This window comes from Methylobacterium sp. 275MFSha3.1, assembly GCF_900108435.1.
GTDB lineage: Bacteria > Pseudomonadota > Alphaproteobacteria > Rhizobiales > Beijerinckiaceae > Methylobacterium.
In genome coordinates this window covers 1-15,556 of the sequence record NZ_FNWP01000035.1, presented here as the reverse complement: position 1 = coordinate 15,556, position 15,556 = coordinate 1, and the positions used below count along the sequence as shown (strand labels likewise).

Genomic DNA, 15,556 nt, shown 5'->3' with positions numbered 1-15,556 from the left:
AACAAGGCACCGGTCAGGGGCGCAGCTGCGCGTCCGCCCCGGCCTCGGCCTTCACGGCCCGGGCACAATCCAGGATGCGGTGCCGGGCATCGGGATCCTTGATCGAGAACCACAGGGTCAGCAATTCTTCGGTCATCGAACGGTCGTCCTGCGGGTCCGGATCGAAGAAGACGTCGACCGAACATCCGAGAGTCTCGGCCAGATCGCCGAGAAGGCGGCGCGACCGTTCGTTCGGGACTCTGCTGTGATCTGCCATCACGTCGATCCGCCTCGCAGCGCCACCGGGTGCTGCCGCCAGAATGCCCTCGACCCCGCCCGCAACGGGTCAGAGCATCGAGATCCAGACAATCCAGTCAAGTCCACGCGTCGCAGGCCCGTCGCGGCGTCTGCAGCGCGGATGCCGAGGCGGCCGTCACGGGACCAGCGCAGTTCCTGGGGATAGCTGGCCGGCTGTCCGCTCAACCTGGCACGGATTTCGCACCCGATTGTTCGGGTCAGATCTCGATGGATAACTGGCACGATGCTAAACCATCGATCTCACCGCGCTCCGTCCACGAAGACACTAGTCTTCAGTGGAAGATCGCGGCGGCCGGTGCGCCTTGACGGTCGCGAAACAACGTCATCCGGATGTCACCCGCGGATGCAAGTCTTTCGCTCCGCATGTCCCGGACAGGGAGGCGCCCGTGCAATTCGAGATACGAGAGCGTAGCCGGTCGCTGTGGTCCTGGGTTCTCGTCAACGAGACTGACGAGCCCGTGCTCGAATCGCGACGCAGTTTCCCGTCCCGCGCCCAGGCCACGGCGGCAGCCCTGGCCTTCTCTCAGCTCGTCTCCCGTGCGGGGCGCAGCCTGGGCGGCGGCCCGCGTCAGGTCGGGTTCCTCTGACGGTAGCTTGCTCCGGTCCGGTGTCAGGTCGTCCGGATCCGGTGGCGCACGAGGCTCACGAGACTCGTGGCGGCGATGACGCAGCCAACGCCCATCGCGCCGAGGCAGCTGATGGTGCGGATCGGCTCGCCGCGGGCCAGGACGATGGCCACCGCGAGCGGCAGGAGCAGGAACACGAACAGGAGGGTCATGACCGGATCCGAATGACGATGCGCGAATCTAGGACCGGAATGGTTAATCACTTCTCACGGCTCGGTCCGTCGGGCGGCCTCGGTGGACCTCACGATCGGGGCGCACCGACACGTCTTCGCGAGCGGCGCTGAGCGATCTCGGGCGCGCGCCGCGACCCGTCACTCGGCGGGCAGACGGACCGCGATCACCGTTCGCGCGCGTCGAGGCGGACGAGACGGTCGACCAGGGCCCGGTCGTGCAGGAGCGCCATCCGCTCCTTCGGCGAGAGCCACGCCTGCGCCTCCGCCACCGTCTCGGCCTCGCAGACCTTGGCGGTGGCCAGGGTCTGGTCCGGATCGATCGCGCCCCGGGGCCGCCGCTGTCCGAGGGGCAGCATCCGCGTGTGGGCGCGCGCGAGCTCGGGATCGCCGTGGAGGGCCGCCAGGGAATCGGCGTCGTCGAATCCGAGTTCAGCGTTGCGGGCCGCGAGGGAGGCGGCCCGGACCGCGATCTCGGGCGGCGCGACCTCTTCCGGCGTGGCGAGGAGCAGGCGTCGCTTGAGCGCCAGGCCGAGTCCGAGCTGGCCGCTCGCCCAGGAGATCGGGATCGCCAGAACGAGACCCAGGATCGTCGGGCTCATCCAGAGGAACAGCGAGGTGGCGATCGCGAAGGCGGCGACGCCCGCCACCAGCCCCAGCAAGGTGTGCCAGCGATGGCGGACGACGATGTCGCGCAGCGGGATCGAGCCGTCGTCCCGCCGCTGCGGGTTCCATCCCGTGTCCCGTCCGAGCAGGATGCCCATCACGGAGCCCGACTGGATCACCATCGCCACCGGCGCCACCAGGGCGGACAGCAGGATCTCGACGAGGCTCGACAGGACGAGCCGTCCGGCGCCGCCGCAGGCGCGCCGCACCGGGCCGTCCAGCAGCGCCAGGATCAGGCCGAGGAACTTGGGTGCCAGCAGCACCGCCATGGTCAGGCCGAACAGCTGGAGCGCGCGGACCGGATCGAAGCGCGGGAAGACCGGCGAGAAGCCGGCGCCGCCGAAATAGTCCGGCCGCTCCGTCGCCGTCTGGAGAACCAGCAGGATGCCGACCACCAGCTGGAGCAGCCACAGCGGTGAGGCTAGGTAGCCGGCGATGCCGGTGGCGAAGTGCTGCCGCGTCGCGGGATGCAGCCCGGCGGCGCCGATCACCCGCGCGTGCTGGAGATTGCCCTGCGCCCAGCGCCGGTCGCGCACCGCCACGTCGATCAGCGAGGGCGGGCTCTCCTCGTACGAGCCCGGCAGGCGATGGAGCATGTACACCGCCCAGCCCGCCCGGCGGATCAGGGCCGCCTCGACGAAGTCGTGGGACAGGATGTGTCCGCCGAAAGGCGGTTTCCCGGGCAGGTCCGGAAGGCCGCAGGAATCCGCGAAGGCGCGGGTCCGGATGATCGCGTTGTGACCCCAGTAGTTGCCGTCCCGGCCCGACCACGCGGCGAGGCCGGCGGCGATCACCGGGCCGTAGATCCGGGCCGCGAATTGCTGGAGCCGGGCGAACAGGGTGTTGCGGTTGATGATCAGCGGCAGCGTCTGGATGATCCCGGCGTCCGGGTCCGTCTCCAGGGCGGCCGCGAGCGCCACGACGGCAGATCCGCTCATCAGGCTGTCGGCGTCCAGCACGAGCATGTGGTCGTAGCGCCCGCCCCAGCGGGTGACGAAATCGCCGATGTTCCCGGCCTTGCGGTGATGGTTCTTCGGCCGGTGCCGGTAGTAGAGCCGGGCCTCGGGGCCGAGCCGGCCGCGCAGGTCGAGATAGGCCCGCTCCTCGGCGATCCAGGCATCGGGCTGGGTGGAGTCCGACAGGACGAACCAGTCGAAATGATCGCCCAGCCCGGTCGCCTCGACCGCCTCGCGCATGGCCTCGATGCCCGCGAAGGTGCGGGCCGTCGCCTCGTTGTAGACGGGCATCAGGACCGCGGTCCGCGTGCGCAGCGCGGCCGGGTTCGGCGTCGGCCGGGGCCGGCGCAGCAGCGTCGCGAAGCCGAGCACCGCGCTGGTGAAGGCCAGGGCGATCCACGAGAAGGTCAGGCAGAACAGGACGACCAGCACGAGCTGGAGGGCGGTCGGGCTGCCGGAGACCGACACGGTCTCGACCATCTGCCAGCCGCCGAAGGCCGTGAGCGCCAGGGCGCCGCCGAACACCAGGATCCGCTCAGGCCAGGGCGTCCGGACCCGGCGCTCCGGCCGGTGACCGAGCCCCGGATCCCAGCGCGCCAGATCCTGGACGGGCATCGACAGGGGAGCCTCGGGCGGCAGATAACGGCCGCCGTCGGTCACGGTCTCGCGCCCGGAACCGGCGTCCGTCGCTGGCGGCAACATCATGGTCTCGTCCAGTCGCACGGGGGAGGCCGTTCCTCAGCAATCGGGTCGGGGTTCAGGGTGTCCAGCGAAACAGCCAGGTCTCGCTGGCCCGGGCCTGGCCGCGCCGGAGCGCGAGACGCAGCTCGCTCGCGCGCTCGCTCCCCGGATCGAGCTCGAACAGGATCCGCAGCGTCTTACGATCGGGGTACCGAAACCGTTCCTGGCGCGTGATCGTCCCGGCCGAGGCGCCGAGGTCGACGTCGATGTCGCCGGGCTGGAACAGCGCGTCGCCCTCGAAATCGACGGCGAAGAGCCGGCGGTTCCCCGTGCTGCCGTGGCCGCAGCGGCTGTCGCGCACCCGGGCGATCTCCGGCGGAAGCGGGTCCGGCCAGCCCTTGGACCAGTGCTGCCGGCACTGGAAGCGCATCTCCGCGCCCTTCGCGAGCTTTGCCTTGGGCCGCCAGTAGGCGAAGACGTTCTCGTTGAGCTCGGAATCGCTCGGGATCTCCAGCAGCGTGACCGCGCCCTCGTTCCAGTCGTCGAGGGGCTCCAGCCAGAGGGACGGTCGCTGCTCCCAGTGGCGCCGGTCGTCCTCGAAATCGTCGTAGGCGCGGGCGCGCTGCATGAGGCCGAAGCCCTTGGGCCCGCGATCCACGAAGGCCGAGACCTGCAGCGCCTCGGGATTGTGAACCGGGCGCCAGATCGGTTCGCCGTAGCCGTTGTGGATCGCCAGGCCCTCCACCGAGAAGGCCGCGGCGCGCAGGTCGTCCACGCGGTTCCGGTCGAGGGGCCCGAACAGGTAGCTGCCCTGCATGCCGCCGAGACCGATATGGTCGAGTTCGGCGCGGGCGAAGACCGTCCCGTCGATCTGCGCCGTGGAGACGTCGCGGCCCGGCGTCAGCGTGATCTTGAAGGCCGCGGTCGCCGATTCCGATTCCGCGAGGGCGTGGACGATGACCGGCTGGCCCGCCCGCGGCGCCTCGACGAACAGGGCCCGGAACAGCGGGAATTCCTCGCCGCGGGAATCCGCCGGCCGCAGGGCGAGCGCCCGGGCGTTGATGCCGAAATCCTGGCCCTCGGCGACGAGGCGGAAGAACGAGGCGCCCTGGAACAGGGCGAAGTTCGACAGCCCGTCGGCACCGTCGAACCGGGCGCGCAGGCGGAAGCCCGAGAAGGCGGTGTCGGCGGTCAGGTCGGGCAGGTCGAGGCCCGGCGCCGCGATGGCGGACTTGTCGTACCCGACCGGCTGCACCACGCCGTTCTCCACGACGAACAGCGACACCGGCGTCTCGAAGATCGAGCCGCGCAGCAGCGGCTCCAGGACGTAGCCGGCATTCCGGTCGGCCCAGACCGCGCGGCCCTCCGCGGGACGGATCGCCTCGTAGGCCTCGCGGGAGAGGTTCTTGAGAACCGTCGGCACGTCGCCGGTCTTCGGGGCGGCGTAGGGGGCGGCGGCCCGGGCGCGGGCGAGGTCGGTCAGCGTGCCCGCCGCGAATGCCTCGCCGGCCCCGGGCAGGGCCGGGGCCTTCTCCGGGTCGGCCGCCCGCGCGGCTGCCGGGAGCAGGCCCGCGGCAGCGCCGAGCGCGCCCCCCAGGACGGCGCGGCGTGTCGCGGTGGCGGAGAATCCGGGGTCGATCATCATGCAGGCGGTCGTCTCACGTCGCAAGGCAAGGTGCCGGAGGCCCCGTGTATACGGACAGGCCGGCTGAACCCAGCGTTAAGCAAGCGCTTGAACCGCAAGGGGCTCCGTTGACTTAACCCGAGCCGGCTCTCTAATTCGGCCGACTGCATCGGAACGGGGGAGGCAGCATGGGATCGTTGCGAGTGACTGGCCACGGCGTGGATCTCGGCGAGAGTCTGCGCGGCCGCGTCGAGGAACGGATGTCGGCGATCCAGGCGAAGTATCTCGACTCGCACATGCACGATTCCTGCAACGGCCACGTCACGCTCCGGCGCGACGGCACAGCCTTCCGGACGGATTGCGTCCTGCACCTCGTCTCCGGCCTGACGATCGAGGCCAACGGCTTCGCGCACGACGCGCGGTCGAGCTTCGAGCAGACCGCGGAGCGCCTGGAGACTCGTCTGCGGCGCTACAAGCACAAGCTGAAGCAGCACGCGACGGGCCCGGGCGACGACGCGGCGGTCGAGGCCGCCTACGCGGTGTTCGCCGCCCCGGAGGTGGAGGAGGACGACGCCGCCGAGGGCGACGCCCACCCGCCGATCGTCGCCGAGAGCACCAAGACTCTCCAGCGCCGCACCATCGGCGAAGCGGTGACGGCCCTCGACATGACGGGATCCCCAGTGGTTGTGTTCGTCCACGCTGGCACCGGCCGCGTCAACGTCGTATATCGGCGGAGCGACGGAGCGATCGGCTGGGTGGACCCGCCGAACGCCACCGAGTGACGCCGCGGGTCGGGAGGAACGGAGCCGGAACCGGCTGGTTTCCCCGCTTATTGAATCTGGTGGGGGCGCGGCCGGAACGGCCGTCGATGCCCCTGCGACGAGGCCCGCTTCCTCGCGAACGGGCGACGGGGCAACGGTCGTTCGATGCCAGTTCTGGAATTCCTCGACCCCGACTCGGTCGTGCCGGCCCTGCGCGCCCGCGCCAAGAAGCAGGTGCTGCAGGACCTCGCCGCGCAGGCGGCGCGGCGCCTGCCCGCCCTCGGTGAGCGCCCCGTCTTCGACACGCTGCTCCAGCGCGAGCGGCTCGGGTCGACCGGCATCGGCGACGGCGTGGCGATCCCGCACGGCAAGCTGCCCGGTCTCGACCGTCTCTTCGGGCTGTTCGCGCGCTTCGACCGGCCGGTGGACTTCGAGGCGCTCGACGGGCAGCCCGTAGACATCGCCTTCCTGCTGCTCGCGCCCGAGGGCGCCGGCGCCGATCACCTGAAGGCCCTGGCGCAGGTCGCCCGCATCCTGCGCGAGCCGGGCATGCTCGCGCATATCCGCGCCGCCCGGGACGCCGGCGCGCTCTACGCGCTCCTGACGCGCTCGACGGCACCGCAGGCCGCGTGATGATCCAGAGCTTCCGAACGGCCGCCGCCCTGACCCTCGCGGCCGGCATCTCCGGCGCCGCCGCCCAGGGCGAGACCACCTGCGCGCGCGACGTCCTGGTGGCGCAGTCGATGCAGCGCCAGGCCCTCGAGCAGCTCGAGCAGGCGGACGGGGACGACGCCAAGAACTGCCGCGTCTGGCGGCGCCACGTGGAGACGATGCGCCGCGTGGCGAGCGTCTACGGCCGCTGCCTGTCCGGTTCGGAGCGCGGCGAGCGCCTCGCCCAGGTCCAGGGGTCGGACCGCGAGTTCTCGGCCGCGATCAAGGCCCGCTGCAAGGGGCTGTAGGGGCGGGCGTGGCGCGCGCCGCGCCCTCAATCCACGCCGCGGAGCATGAGCGGCTCGGCCACCATCTTCACCGGCTTGCCGCGCCCGATCAGGATCGCCGCGCGGGAGCGTTCGGGATCGGCCTCGAAGCGCGTGCGGACCCAGCTGACCAGGAACTTCATGTATTCGGAGGCCAGTAGGCGCGCGGCCGGCGGGTTCTGCCACCAGCGATCGGCATCGAAGGCCTCGCTCACGACCGGATGCGGCAGGACGCGGTCGCTGTCTTGGAGGGCGTGGTCGAGTTCGACCAGCGTCCGCGGCATGTGGTAGTTCGAGGTCACGACCGCCACGGTGCTGAACCGGTGCGCGCGCATCCAGCGGCGCGTCTCGATGGCGTTCCCGATCGTGTTGCGCGCCCGGTAGTCGAGATCCACGCAGCAGGCGATCAGGGCGCGCTGGGTCGGGTTCAGCCGGGCGATCTCGTCGCGGCTGGTCCGCTCGTTGACCCCGGTGATGAGCAGGCGCCGCCCGTAGCCGCCCGCGAGCAGGTCGATCGCGTCGCCGATCCGCTGGGCACCGCCGGTCAGCGCGACGATCCCGTCGGCCCGGTCGGTCGGCGTCCGCTCCTGGCGGGCGAGCGCGCCGACGAACACGAGAAAGCCCGCGAACAGGGCCAGCATCCCGAGCCCGGCGGCGAGGCCGCAGGTCCAGAGCGCGATCCGCCGCCGGTCGCGCGGGCGCGCGGCGGCGCGGCGCGGGAGACCCCACTCGTGCCAGGCCCAGCCGACGGCGTCGGTCGAGGGCGGATCCGATGCGCGCAGCATACGCGTGGTCATCCTCCGGAGAATCGGCGCCGATTGCGGCGGCTCGGAGGCCGGCGCGGTCGGCTGTTTCCACACCGCAACGATAAAGTTTCCAGATGGTAAACGCGCTCGGAAGACCCCCTATTTCCACGTCTTCGTGACGCAGCAGGGATCAGGCCAGGAAGCGCCGCACGGTCACGCGCGAGACGACGCCCGTGACGAGGGATGCGATCACGCCGATCAGGATCACGCTGGCGTAGCCACGCAGGCCGATATGGAACGCGCCGAACAGCGCCTCGACCTCCTGACCGGCCGGTCCGGAGCGCGCGGCCCGGGCGAGGAGCCCGGCGATCACGAAGGCCACGAGGGCCAGACCGGCGCCGATCGCGCCGCCGCGCAGGCCCAGGCCGAAGAACCGCCGTTGGAACGCGCGGGCGATGTAGTCGTCGTCGGCGCCGACGAAATGCAGCACTTCCACCACCTCGCGGTTGCTCGCCATGGCGCCGCGTGTCGCGAAGGTCACTGCGAGGCCGGTGGCGATCAGGACGAGCAGCACGAGCCCGATCCCGATCCCCACGAAGGCGTTGGCGGCGGTCGAGAGCCGCTGCAGCCAGAGCGCGTGGTCGTCGAGGCTGGCGACGCCCGGCAGCGCCTCGACGAGGCGTGATCGCAGCCGCTTCAGGTCGGCCGCCTGGCTGCTGGAGAGCTTGAGGGCGATGAGCCGGGGCACCGGCAGGTCGGACAGGTCGAGCCCGGTCCCGAGCCACGGCTCGAGCAGGCGCTCCGCCTCGGCCTTGCTGAACACCCTTGTCTCCGCGATCCCGGGTTCGGCCTTGGCGATGCTGTCGGCGCGGGCGACGTCGGCGTCGACGTCGCGGCCGGGACCGGGCCGGACCTGGATCGTGACCTCCCGCGCCACGTCGCCCTGCCACTGGGCGGCGTTCGTCGCGACCATCTCGGCCGCGCCCGCGCAGAGGCCGGCGAGGAAGGTGAGGATCGCGATGACCGCCGCGAGGGAGCGCCCCGCCGCCGTGTCGGTGGGCACCAGCGGCGCGTTGCGGCGCAGGTTGGCCGGCATCGACGGGTCGGGCGGCACGGCCGGTCCACCGGCCTTCGTCCGCGGCATCGCCTGAGTGCTCATTCCTCGATCCGCAGCCGGCCTTCGCCCAGGACCATCCGGCGGGCATCGACGGCGTCCATGATGCCGAAATCGTGGGTGGCGATGATGACCGAGGTCCCGAGCTTGTTCAGCTCCAGGAACAGGCGCAGCAGCCGCCGCCCGAGGCCCGGATCGACGTTGCCGGTCGGCTCGTCCGCGAGCAGCAGGTCGGGCCGCGCGATCAGCGCGCGGGCGATGGCCGCGCGCTGCTTCTCGCCGCCCGAGAGCAGCGGGGGCAGGGCGTGCATGCGCTCGCCGAGGCCGACCCAGCGCAGCAGCTCCACCACCTCGGCCCGGTAGCTGGCCTCGGCCCGGCCCTGGACGCGCAGGGGCAGGGCGACGTTCTCGTAGGTGGTCAGGTGGTCGAGGAGCCGGAAATCCTGGAACACCACGCCCATCCGGCGCCGGAGCCCGGTCAGCGCCTTCGCGGAGATGTCGCTCACCTCCTCGCCGAAGATCGAGACAAGCCCGCGGGTCGGCCGCACCGACAGAAGGATCAGGCGCAGCAGCGTCGTCTTCCCGGCGCCGGACGGGCCGGTCAGGAACTGGAAGGAGCGCGGCGCGATGCGGAAGCTCACGTCGGACAGCACCTCCGGCCCGAGGCCGTAGCGCATGCCGACATTCTCGAACTGCACCACCGGCCGCTCCGCGCCGGGCAGCAGGCTCTTCATGCTCGCCTGTAGGTTCAAAGCCGTGCCGTATCTCGTCTGTCCGTCCCTCGGGAATCGCCGGAGCGGCGGGCGTTTTCAAGGCCTCGGGGATTTCACGGCCCCTTAACCCTGTTCGGGCACACTTCTTCAAGCAATTCACTGTCCGGCCCGGTCGCGGCCGATCGATGCGAGTATGGCGCGGATGCTGATCGCCTGCCCGAGCTGCGCGAGCGAATATCGCATCGACGCCAGCAAGGTCGGCATGGAGGGCCGTTCGGTCCGCTGTGCCGCCTGCCGCGAGACGTGGTTCATCTCGCCCGCCGACGTCCTCGCCGGCCACGAGGCGGAGCTCGCCGCGCAGGCTGAGACCGATCCCCTCGCGGACGCGGCCTGGGAGGAGGCGACCGCCTCGGTGCGGAATGCCACCGACGTTCCGGCGCCCGAATCCCGACGGTCCGCCAAGCGCAAGTCCGCCGGGAAGGCGCGCCGCGCGATCCCGGGTCTGACACCGTCTCTGGCTCTCGGCCTGACGCTCCTGGCGGCGATCCCGCTGGTCTGCCTCGCCCGGACCAGCGTGGTCCGGGCCGTCCCGCAGACCGCCTCCCTGTTCGCGCGCATCGGCCTGCCGGTGAACGTGCGCGGGATCGAGATCCGCGACGTCGTCGCCTTCAACAACCCGGCCGAGGACGACAGTCCCGCGGAACTCGTCGTCGAGGGCGACCTCGTCGGCGTCGCGCGCTCGGACGCGCCCGTCGCGCCGCTGAGCGTCGAGATCCGCGACGCCGGCGGTCGGACGATCAAGACCTTCACGGTCGCGCCGCCGCGGACGATCCTCGCCGCGACCGAGACCGCGCGATTCCGCGCGAGCCTGCCGTCGCCGCCGGCCGCTGGGCGCGCGGTGGTGCTGCGTTTCGCCGACGCGTCCGCGACCCGCTCCGACCCTCGGGTGGCGGCGGCGGATCGGTGAGGCGGGTCCGCGCCGGTCATTAGCTCAGGTCACGCCTCTCCCGCGGATCGGCAACCTTCTCGACGGCGTTCCCGTTGCGGGCGTGAGCGTCGGCCGACGTCGGCGCATGGGATCGCCGTGCCTTGAGTGTTCGCGAAACCGTTCCCATCGTCGTCGAGACGACCGACTCGGTCGATCAGAAGCGCGCCTTCGACTACTGGCGCAGCACGGCACTGGCGCGCGTCGACGCGACGCCGCTGGCACCCGACATCCCGTTTGCGGCGGGCCGCCGGCTCGCGATCACCCGTCACGGCGCGATCCTGCACACCCTGAGCAAACCGATCGGGGTCGAGCGCACGACGCAGCACGTGCGCCGGGACGGGCGCGACGACATCGCGATCGTGCTCCTCGTCCAGGGCAGCGGCTACATCGAGCAGGGCAACAGCGGCGCCGTGCTGGGCGCCGGCGACATCGCAGTCCATGCCATGGACCAGCCCTTCGCGATCGGCAGCCGCGATTCCTACGAGGAGATCCGCCTCCAGGTGCCGCGCGCCGCCTTCGTGAGCCAGGTCGGCAGCGTGCACGCCTTCGCCGGGCGCGGTCTCCGCGCGACGCCGCTCAGCGGCCTGTTCGCGACCTATCTGCGGTCGTTCTCCGAGACGGTCGGCGGTATGTCGGAGGCGGAAGCCGGCATCGCCCTCGAGGGCGTCCTGCACCTGCTGCGCGCCCTGGCCGACCGCCAAGGCGAGACGGCCGGCGACGAGCTGTCCGGGGACGCCGTGCGGGCCCTGGCCCTCGCCCATATCGAGCGCCGACTGCACGATCCCGCCTTCGGGCCGGAATCGCTGCCGACGGCTCTGCGGGTCTCGCGAAGCCGCCTCTACGCGGCTTTCACCGGCGACGAGGGCGTGGCGGCGAAGATCCGCGACGCCCGGCTCGACCGGGCCTACAGGCGGCTCCGCGGCGGCACGCGGATCGGGTCGGTGATGACGAGCTGCGGCTTCACCGACGCGGCCACCTTCAGCCGCGCCTTCCGCCGCCGGTTCGGCGTGGCGCCTCGGGACGTGCTGGAACGCCGCCCCTGACGGAGTCAGATGCGGCTGCCGCGCGGGTCGGAGACCGTCCGCCCGGGCGCGACCGCGCCCGCGAGCCGCTGCGCCACGCCGATGAGCCCCAGGCCGAGGCGGATCGCGACGACGCCGACCCGCGCGATCCGGATCTGCCCGGGCAGCTGGCGCGGGCCGATCGGGCGGTAGGCGAGGCGCGGGCTGGCGCGCTCCGCCTCCGCGATGGCCTGACCCAGCGGGAGGGACGCGATGCGCCGCGCCTCCGGCGGAACGATGCCGATCGCCCGCGCCCAGCCGTCGCTCCGCGCGAGCGCCCCGCGCCCGTGCATCTGGCGGAATCGCCGCCGCCAGAGGTAGCGCCGCACGGCGCGCGGGAAGGTCTCCATCCTAGCATCGCAGAGCGCGTCGGGCTCCTCGCAGCGGGAGCGGATCGTGTCCGCCACGCCGCCCGGCGCGCGCCCGGCGAGGCGGGCCGAGATGGTCACGCAGACGTCGGTGGCGTGCCGGACCCGCAGCCCGTGTTCCAGCAGCCGGGCGATGAAGGCGCCGTCCTCGCCGAGCGGGATCTCGGGCATGCCGCCGACGGCGAGGTACGCGCTGCGGGTCACCGCGAGGGTCGCGCCGATCGCGGTCCGGTGGCAGGGCCAGGGGTCGTTCGGATCGGGATCGATCCGCGCCTCGGCCTCGGTGATCAGGGCGTCGTAGGTGTCCTCCAGCCGGCCGCGGGCGGGGAGCGAGGGCGGCAGCAGCGCCGCCTCCGCCGCGTCGAGCTCGACCCGGCCGGCCACAGCGTCGGCCCCGGCCTCGATCGCCGCGCGATTGCGCGCCACCCAGTTGGGCGGGACCCGGCTGTCGGCGTCGGTCGACAGGATGATCCCCGCATTCCCCGCATCACCCAGCCAGGCGGCGGCGGCGTCCATGGCCCGGCGCCGGGCCCATCCGGCATGGGCGCCGGAAAAATTCTCGACGGACACCCGGACCGGGATCGACAGCGTCGGCACCAGCGCGGTGACGAGGGCCTCGGTGCCGTCCGTGCAGTTGTTCAAGAACAGCACGAGCCCGACGCGCCCCGATTCAGCACCCTCCTGGGCGTCGATCGCCCTCAGGCACGCGGTGATCCGCTCCTCCTCGTTACGCACGGGCACCGCCACGATCGCATCGGGACCCGGGACGTCTGACAAAGGGGGGCTCGACACCGGTGATCATCTCCGCCGGACCCGTCGTGCGGGTCCGGATCGGGCTTATGCCGGAGCTTCCCTGAACGGGAGCGGACCGGGGAGACCTGACGACGCGCCGCCGGTCAGAGGGTCTTCTCGACGAGGCCCTCGATCCATTCCGGCTGGGTCTCGCCGACCGAGCGGCCGACCTCGGTCGCGCCCTTGTAGGCGATCAGCGTGCTCTGCATCCGCACGTTCAGGCGGCGCAGCAGCTCCTTCTGGCTGTCGAAGTCGATGTCGAAGATCTGGAGATCCTTGAAACGCGGCTCGGCCGCGAGTTTCGCGAGGATCGGTTTCTGCGTCCGGCAGATCGGGCACCACGGGGCACTGACCGCGATCAGCACCGGCTTCCCACCCTTCTGCGCGGCCTCGAAGGCCGCGTCCGAGAACGGCCGGGTCTCGCCCGCCAGGGCAGCGGTCGGGACCCCGAGCAGGGCCGGGCCGGCGAGGGCGAGGCCGACGAGCGCGAGGACGTGACGGCGGCTCTTCATGGCGTGCGATCCTCCCGCGACCCCGTCGGCGCGGGGGGCTGCTGGTGGCGGGATGCTACGTCGCGCGCCCGGCCCCGTCCCTGTGACCTGTGCGACCCAAAGACGGAAAGCCCCCGCGCCGGATCACATTGTCGAGACGCCGGACGGCGGCGCGTCGGACGACCGGTCCTCCGCCACGAGCGCCGCGATGTCGTCGGGATCCACCGCGTCGATCGGGCGCCGGATCTTCAGGGCGCGCGTGGGGGCGCCGGCGCGCATCACCAGCACGATCGTCTCCATGTCGGGGCAGCCCGGATCGGCGCAGGCGATCTCGTTGACCGCCAGCGTGTCGGCCTCGCCGAGGCCGAGGGCCGTCCGCAGATCCTGCTTCAGGCGCGCCGCGATCGCGGCGCGCTCCGCCGAGCGGGCCCGCCACGCCTTGAGGCTCACGAAAGCCATGCGCGATGCTCGTTGTCCTGCCGTGGAAGCCCCGTTGCGGTTGTGTAACACTGTTACATTTTCCTGGGAGCGGTCAAGCGTCGCCCCATGCGCCTGAAACAACCGTCGTGTTCACCGGTCATGTAGAGGCCGACCTCGGAAAAACCGACTGCGTTGGTCTTCGGACTCGACAGGGGCGTAGAGGTCCGGTGTGGTGTAATAGGCGCGCGAAGGATGTGAGATCTTGCGACCCTGGCGGGACGGGCCGGACGACCGGCGGAGCTACCATCACGGCAACCTGAAGGAGGCCCTGCTGGAGGCCGCGCGCCGGTTCATCGCCGAGCGCGGGATCGGCGGCTTCACCCTGGTCGACGCGGCGCGGCTCGTCGGCGTGACGCCGGCCGCCTTGTACCGCCATTTCCGCGGCCGCGAGGCACTCCTGGAGGAGCTGGCCGGGCGCGGCTTCGCGGAGCTCGCCGCGCGTCTGGCGCGGGCCCTGACGTCGCGCGGGACGCCGCTGGAGCGGTTCACCCGGATGGGTGAGACCTATCTCGCCTTCGCCGAGGAGGAGCCGGCCTACTACGCGGCGATCTTCGAAACCCGCGGGGCACCCGCCGGCGGGGCCGATCCCGACGCGCCGCCCGGCGCCCCCGGTGCGGAGGCGCGGCCGAGTCCCTTCGACCTGCTGGTGGAAGCGCTGCAGGTGACCTTCGCGGACGGATTCGGGGGCGTGGCGCCCCGCTTCATCGCCCTGGAGGTCTGGGCGCTGGCGCACGGCCTCGCCACCCTCTCGGCCGCCGGCCATCTGCCGCGCGGCCCCGGCTTCCCCGACAAGTACGAGCTGCTGCGAGCCGGAGTCCTCGCCCTGGTCCACGGGGCGGGGCGCCCCGGCGAGCGTGACGGCGGCGGTATGCGGCCTTGAAAGGCCCCCGTCGGACCCGCATGTTAACCGCGTTCACATGAACAGCGGAGCACAGCCGTGACCTCTCAATCCTCCTCTCCCTGGGCGACCGGCAGGCTCTGCCGATCCGGCCCGTTCCCGCGTCGGTCGCTGGAGATCGGCGCGATCGTGGTGGGCTTCATCTACTGGTGGCCGGTCGGCCTCGCGCTCGTGGCCTGGAAATTCGCGGGCTACCCGGCCTTCGCCGAGATGCGGGACGCCGCGCGCCGGACGATGTCGGGGTTCGAGGGCGGGCGCCCCGCGTCGCGCTTCGCCCGCGCCTTCGAGGCCGCGAACCGCGGCGGCAGCGGGAACGCCGCCTTCGACGAGTACCGCCGGGCCGAGCTCGACCGCCTCGAGGCGCAGCGCCGCGCCCTCGAGGAAGAGAGCCGCGCCTTCTCGGACTTCGTGGAGGAGCTGAAGCGCGCCCGGGACCGCGAGCAGTTCGACGCGTTCATGGCCAAGCGCCGGACCGAGGGTGGCGGCCGCGCGGTCTGATTCTGCGACGCGGCGTCCGGGCCCATCGGCCCGGACGCACCCCTGAACGCCGCGTGCCGTCTCAGGCCGCGCGGACGCGATCGAGGAACCGCGCCACCTCGCCGTTCAGGTGCTCGGACTGCTCCGAGAGCCGCGACGCCTCGGCCAGAACCTGCCCGGCGGCCTGACCGGTCTTCTCGACGGCCCCAGCGACGCTGACGATGCTGCGGGTCACCTCGCCGGTGCCGGCCGCGGCCTGACCGACGTTGCGGACGATCTCGTGGGTCGCCGCGCCCTGCTGCTCCACCGCCGCCGCGATCGTGGTCGCCACGCCGTCGATGTCGCGGATCCGGGCCGTGATCGTCCCGATCGCCGCGACGGCCTGCCCGGTCGAGGCCTGCACCCGCCCGATCTGGCCCGCGATCTCCTCGGTCGCCTTGGCGGTCTGCTCGGCCAGCGCCTTCACCTCGGTGGCCACCACCGCGAAGCCGCGGCCCGCGGCGCCCGCGCGGGCCGCCTCGATCGTGGCGTTGAGCGCCAGCAGGTTGGTCTGGCCCGCGATGGTCGAGATCAGCCCGACCACGTCGCCGATCCGCGCCACGGCCTCGCTCAGGTCCCGGACCAGCGCGCCGGTCCGGTCGGCCTCCGCGACCGCCGCCCGCGCGAGGCC

The 15,556-nt window shown here is 72.2% G+C and carries 19 protein-coding genes; 8 read left to right on the top strand and 11 right to left on the bottom strand.

Features of this window, described 5'->3' with window-relative positions; genetic code table 11:
* Positions 1–13 precede the first annotated feature (13 nt).
* A complete protein-coding gene (locus tag BLW78_RS32100; RefSeq protein ID WP_280142488.1) occupies positions 14–136 on the bottom strand; it encodes a hypothetical protein in 123 nt (40 codons plus the stop codon).
* Between the two features lie 547 nt (positions 137–683).
* On the opposite strand from BLW78_RS32100, the gene BLW78_RS31885 reads away from it, so the two are divergent.
* Positions 684–884 (top strand): hypothetical protein, encoded by a 201-nt coding sequence (locus BLW78_RS31885; protein ID WP_020093590.1) that lies wholly within the window; start codon positions 684–686, stop codon positions 882–884.
* A gap of 23 nt (positions 885–907) precedes the next feature.
* Here the strand turns inward: BLW78_RS31885 and BLW78_RS31540 are convergent, their stop codons facing one another.
* The 3 genes from BLW78_RS31540 to BLW78_RS27780 form a co-directional block, all read right to left on the bottom strand.
* On the bottom strand, positions 908–1,075 hold the full coding sequence (locus BLW78_RS31540; protein ID WP_020093591.1) for a hypothetical protein: 168 nt from the start codon (positions 1,073–1,075) through the stop codon (positions 908–910).
* A 185-nt stretch (positions 1,076–1,260) separates the two neighbouring features.
* Positions 1,261–3,420, bottom strand: a complete 2,160-nt coding sequence (mdoH, locus tag BLW78_RS27785) for a glucans biosynthesis glucosyltransferase MdoH (protein ID WP_170855267.1) — start codon at positions 3,418–3,420, stop codon at positions 1,261–1,263.
* A 52-nt stretch (positions 3,421–3,472) separates the two neighbouring features.
* A complete protein-coding gene (locus tag BLW78_RS27780) occupies positions 3,473–5,041 on the bottom strand; it encodes a glucan biosynthesis protein D (RefSeq protein ID WP_091683340.1) in 1,569 nt (522 codons plus the stop codon).
* A gap of 167 nt (positions 5,042–5,208) precedes the next feature.
* On the opposite strand from BLW78_RS27780, the gene BLW78_RS27775 reads away from it, so the two are divergent.
* From BLW78_RS27775 to BLW78_RS27765, 3 genes are all read left to right on the top strand, one after another.
* Positions 5,209–5,802 (top strand): ribosome hibernation promotion factor, encoded by a 594-nt coding sequence (locus BLW78_RS27775; protein ID WP_026605000.1) that lies wholly within the window; start codon positions 5,209–5,211, stop codon positions 5,800–5,802.
* A 144-nt stretch (positions 5,803–5,946) separates the two neighbouring features.
* Positions 5,947–6,414: a PTS IIA-like nitrogen regulatory protein PtsN gene (gene ptsN / locus BLW78_RS27770; protein WP_020093595.1), complete on the top strand. Its 468-nt coding sequence runs from the start codon at positions 5,947–5,949 to the stop codon at positions 6,412–6,414.
* The gene (locus BLW78_RS27765) at positions 6,414–6,740 is read left to right on the top strand and encodes a hypothetical protein (protein WP_020093596.1); all 327 of its coding nucleotides are present in this window, start codon (positions 6,414–6,416) and stop codon (positions 6,738–6,740) included. Before ptsN ends, BLW78_RS27765 begins: the two co-directional genes overlap by 1 nt.
* Positions 6,741–6,766: 26 nt before the next feature.
* Here BLW78_RS27765 and BLW78_RS27760 read toward each other — a convergent pair whose 3' ends face one another.
* From BLW78_RS27760 to ftsE, 3 genes are all read right to left on the bottom strand, one after another.
* Positions 6,767–7,543 carry a YdcF family protein gene (locus BLW78_RS27760; protein ID WP_091683338.1) on the bottom strand — a complete coding sequence of 259 codons (777 nt, stop codon included), beginning with the start codon at positions 7,541–7,543 and terminating at the stop codon, positions 6,767–6,769.
* Positions 7,544–7,694: 151 nt separating this feature from the next.
* Entirely contained in the window at positions 7,695–8,663 is a 969-nt protein-coding gene (locus BLW78_RS27755) for a cell division protein FtsX (RefSeq protein ID WP_091683336.1), read from the bottom strand.
* Entirely contained in the window at positions 8,660–9,352 is a 693-nt protein-coding gene (gene ftsE, locus BLW78_RS27750) for a cell division ATP-binding protein FtsE (protein WP_020093599.1), read from the bottom strand. Before ftsE ends, BLW78_RS27755 begins: the two co-directional genes overlap by 4 nt.
* Positions 9,353–9,533: 181 nt before the next feature.
* On the opposite strand from ftsE, the gene BLW78_RS27745 reads away from it, so the two are divergent.
* Positions 9,534–10,298 (top strand): zinc-ribbon domain-containing protein, encoded by a 765-nt coding sequence (locus BLW78_RS27745; protein WP_091683366.1) that lies wholly within the window; start codon positions 9,534–9,536, stop codon positions 10,296–10,298.
* A 122-nt stretch (positions 10,299–10,420) separates the two neighbouring features.
* The gene (locus tag BLW78_RS27740) at positions 10,421–11,362 is read left to right on the top strand and encodes a helix-turn-helix domain-containing protein (RefSeq protein WP_091683334.1); all 942 of its coding nucleotides are present in this window, start codon (positions 10,421–10,423) and stop codon (positions 11,360–11,362) included.
* Between the two features lie 5 nt (positions 11,363–11,367).
* On the opposite strand, the gene BLW78_RS27735 is transcribed toward BLW78_RS27740, so the two are convergent.
* The 3 genes from BLW78_RS27735 to BLW78_RS27725 all read right to left on the bottom strand — a co-directional run bounded on the left by BLW78_RS27735 (position 11,368) and on the right by BLW78_RS27725 (position 13,490).
* Positions 11,368–12,540, bottom strand: coding sequence for a glycosyltransferase family 2 protein (locus BLW78_RS27735; protein WP_091683332.1), 1,173 nt, complete (start codon positions 12,538–12,540; stop codon positions 11,368–11,370).
* Positions 12,541–12,644: 104 nt separating this feature from the next.
* Entirely contained in the window at positions 12,645–13,052 is a 408-nt protein-coding gene (locus BLW78_RS27730; RefSeq protein ID WP_091683330.1) for a thioredoxin family protein, read from the bottom strand.
* Positions 13,053–13,175: 123 nt separating this feature from the next.
* The gene (locus tag BLW78_RS27725; protein ID WP_020093604.1) at positions 13,176–13,490 is read right to left on the bottom strand and encodes a hypothetical protein; all 315 of its coding nucleotides are present in this window, start codon (positions 13,488–13,490) and stop codon (positions 13,176–13,178) included.
* A 223-nt stretch (positions 13,491–13,713) separates the two neighbouring features.
* Here BLW78_RS27725 and BLW78_RS27720 point away from each other — a divergent pair, with 223 nt between their 5' ends.
* Together BLW78_RS27720 and BLW78_RS27715 are read left to right on the top strand one after the other, a co-directional pair.
* Complete coding sequence (locus tag BLW78_RS27720) at positions 13,714–14,391, top strand: TetR/AcrR family transcriptional regulator (RefSeq protein WP_091683328.1); 678 nt, start codon at positions 13,714–13,716, stop codon at positions 14,389–14,391.
* Between the two features lie 57 nt (positions 14,392–14,448).
* Positions 14,449–14,907, top strand: a complete 459-nt coding sequence (locus tag BLW78_RS27715; RefSeq protein ID WP_091683327.1) for a DUF2852 domain-containing protein — start codon at positions 14,449–14,451, stop codon at positions 14,905–14,907.
* Positions 14,908–14,968: 61 nt separating this feature from the next.
* Here the strand turns inward: BLW78_RS27715 and BLW78_RS27710 are convergent.
* A partial coding sequence (locus BLW78_RS27710; RefSeq protein ID WP_244527085.1) for a methyl-accepting chemotaxis protein occupies positions 14,969–15,556 on the bottom strand: 588 nt, incomplete at its 5' end.

Coding starts and splice junctions, on each gene's coding strand:
- BLW78_RS32100 (WP_280142488.1), bottom strand. CDS start 136: ATGACCGAAGAATTGCTGACCCTGTGGTTCTCGATCAAGGATCCCGAT.
- BLW78_RS31540 (WP_020093591.1), bottom strand. CDS start 1,075: ATGACCCTCCTGTTCGTGTTCCTGCTCCTGCCGCTCGCGGTGGCCATC.
- mdoH (WP_170855267.1), bottom strand. CDS start 3,420: ATGATGTTGCCGCCAGCGACGGACGCCGGTTCCGGGCGCGAGACCGTG.
- BLW78_RS27780 (WP_091683340.1), bottom strand. CDS start 5,041: ATGATGATCGACCCCGGATTCTCCGCCACCGCGACACGCCGCGCCGTC.
- BLW78_RS27775 (WP_026605000.1), top strand. CDS start 5,209: ATGGGATCGTTGCGAGTGACTGGCCACGGCGTGGATCTCGGCGAGAGT.
- ptsN (WP_020093595.1), top strand. CDS start 5,947: ATGCCAGTTCTGGAATTCCTCGACCCCGACTCGGTCGTGCCGGCCCTG.
- BLW78_RS27765 (WP_020093596.1), top strand. CDS start 6,414: ATGATCCAGAGCTTCCGAACGGCCGCCGCCCTGACCCTCGCGGCCGGC.
- BLW78_RS27760 (WP_091683338.1), bottom strand. CDS start 7,543: ATGCTGCGCGCATCGGATCCGCCCTCGACCGACGCCGTCGGCTGGGCC.
- BLW78_RS27755 (WP_091683336.1), bottom strand. CDS start 8,663: ATGAGCACTCAGGCGATGCCGCGGACGAAGGCCGGTGGACCGGCCGTG.
- ftsE (WP_020093599.1), bottom strand. CDS start 9,352: ATGAAGAGCCTGCTGCCCGGCGCGGAGCGGCCGGTGGTGCAGTTCGAG.
- BLW78_RS27745 (WP_091683366.1), top strand. CDS start 9,534: ATGCTGATCGCCTGCCCGAGCTGCGCGAGCGAATATCGCATCGACGCC.
- BLW78_RS27730 (WP_091683330.1), bottom strand. CDS start 13,052: ATGAAGAGCCGCCGTCACGTCCTCGCGCTCGTCGGCCTCGCCCTCGCC.
- BLW78_RS27725 (WP_020093604.1), bottom strand. CDS start 13,490: ATGGCTTTCGTGAGCCTCAAGGCGTGGCGGGCCCGCTCGGCGGAGCGC.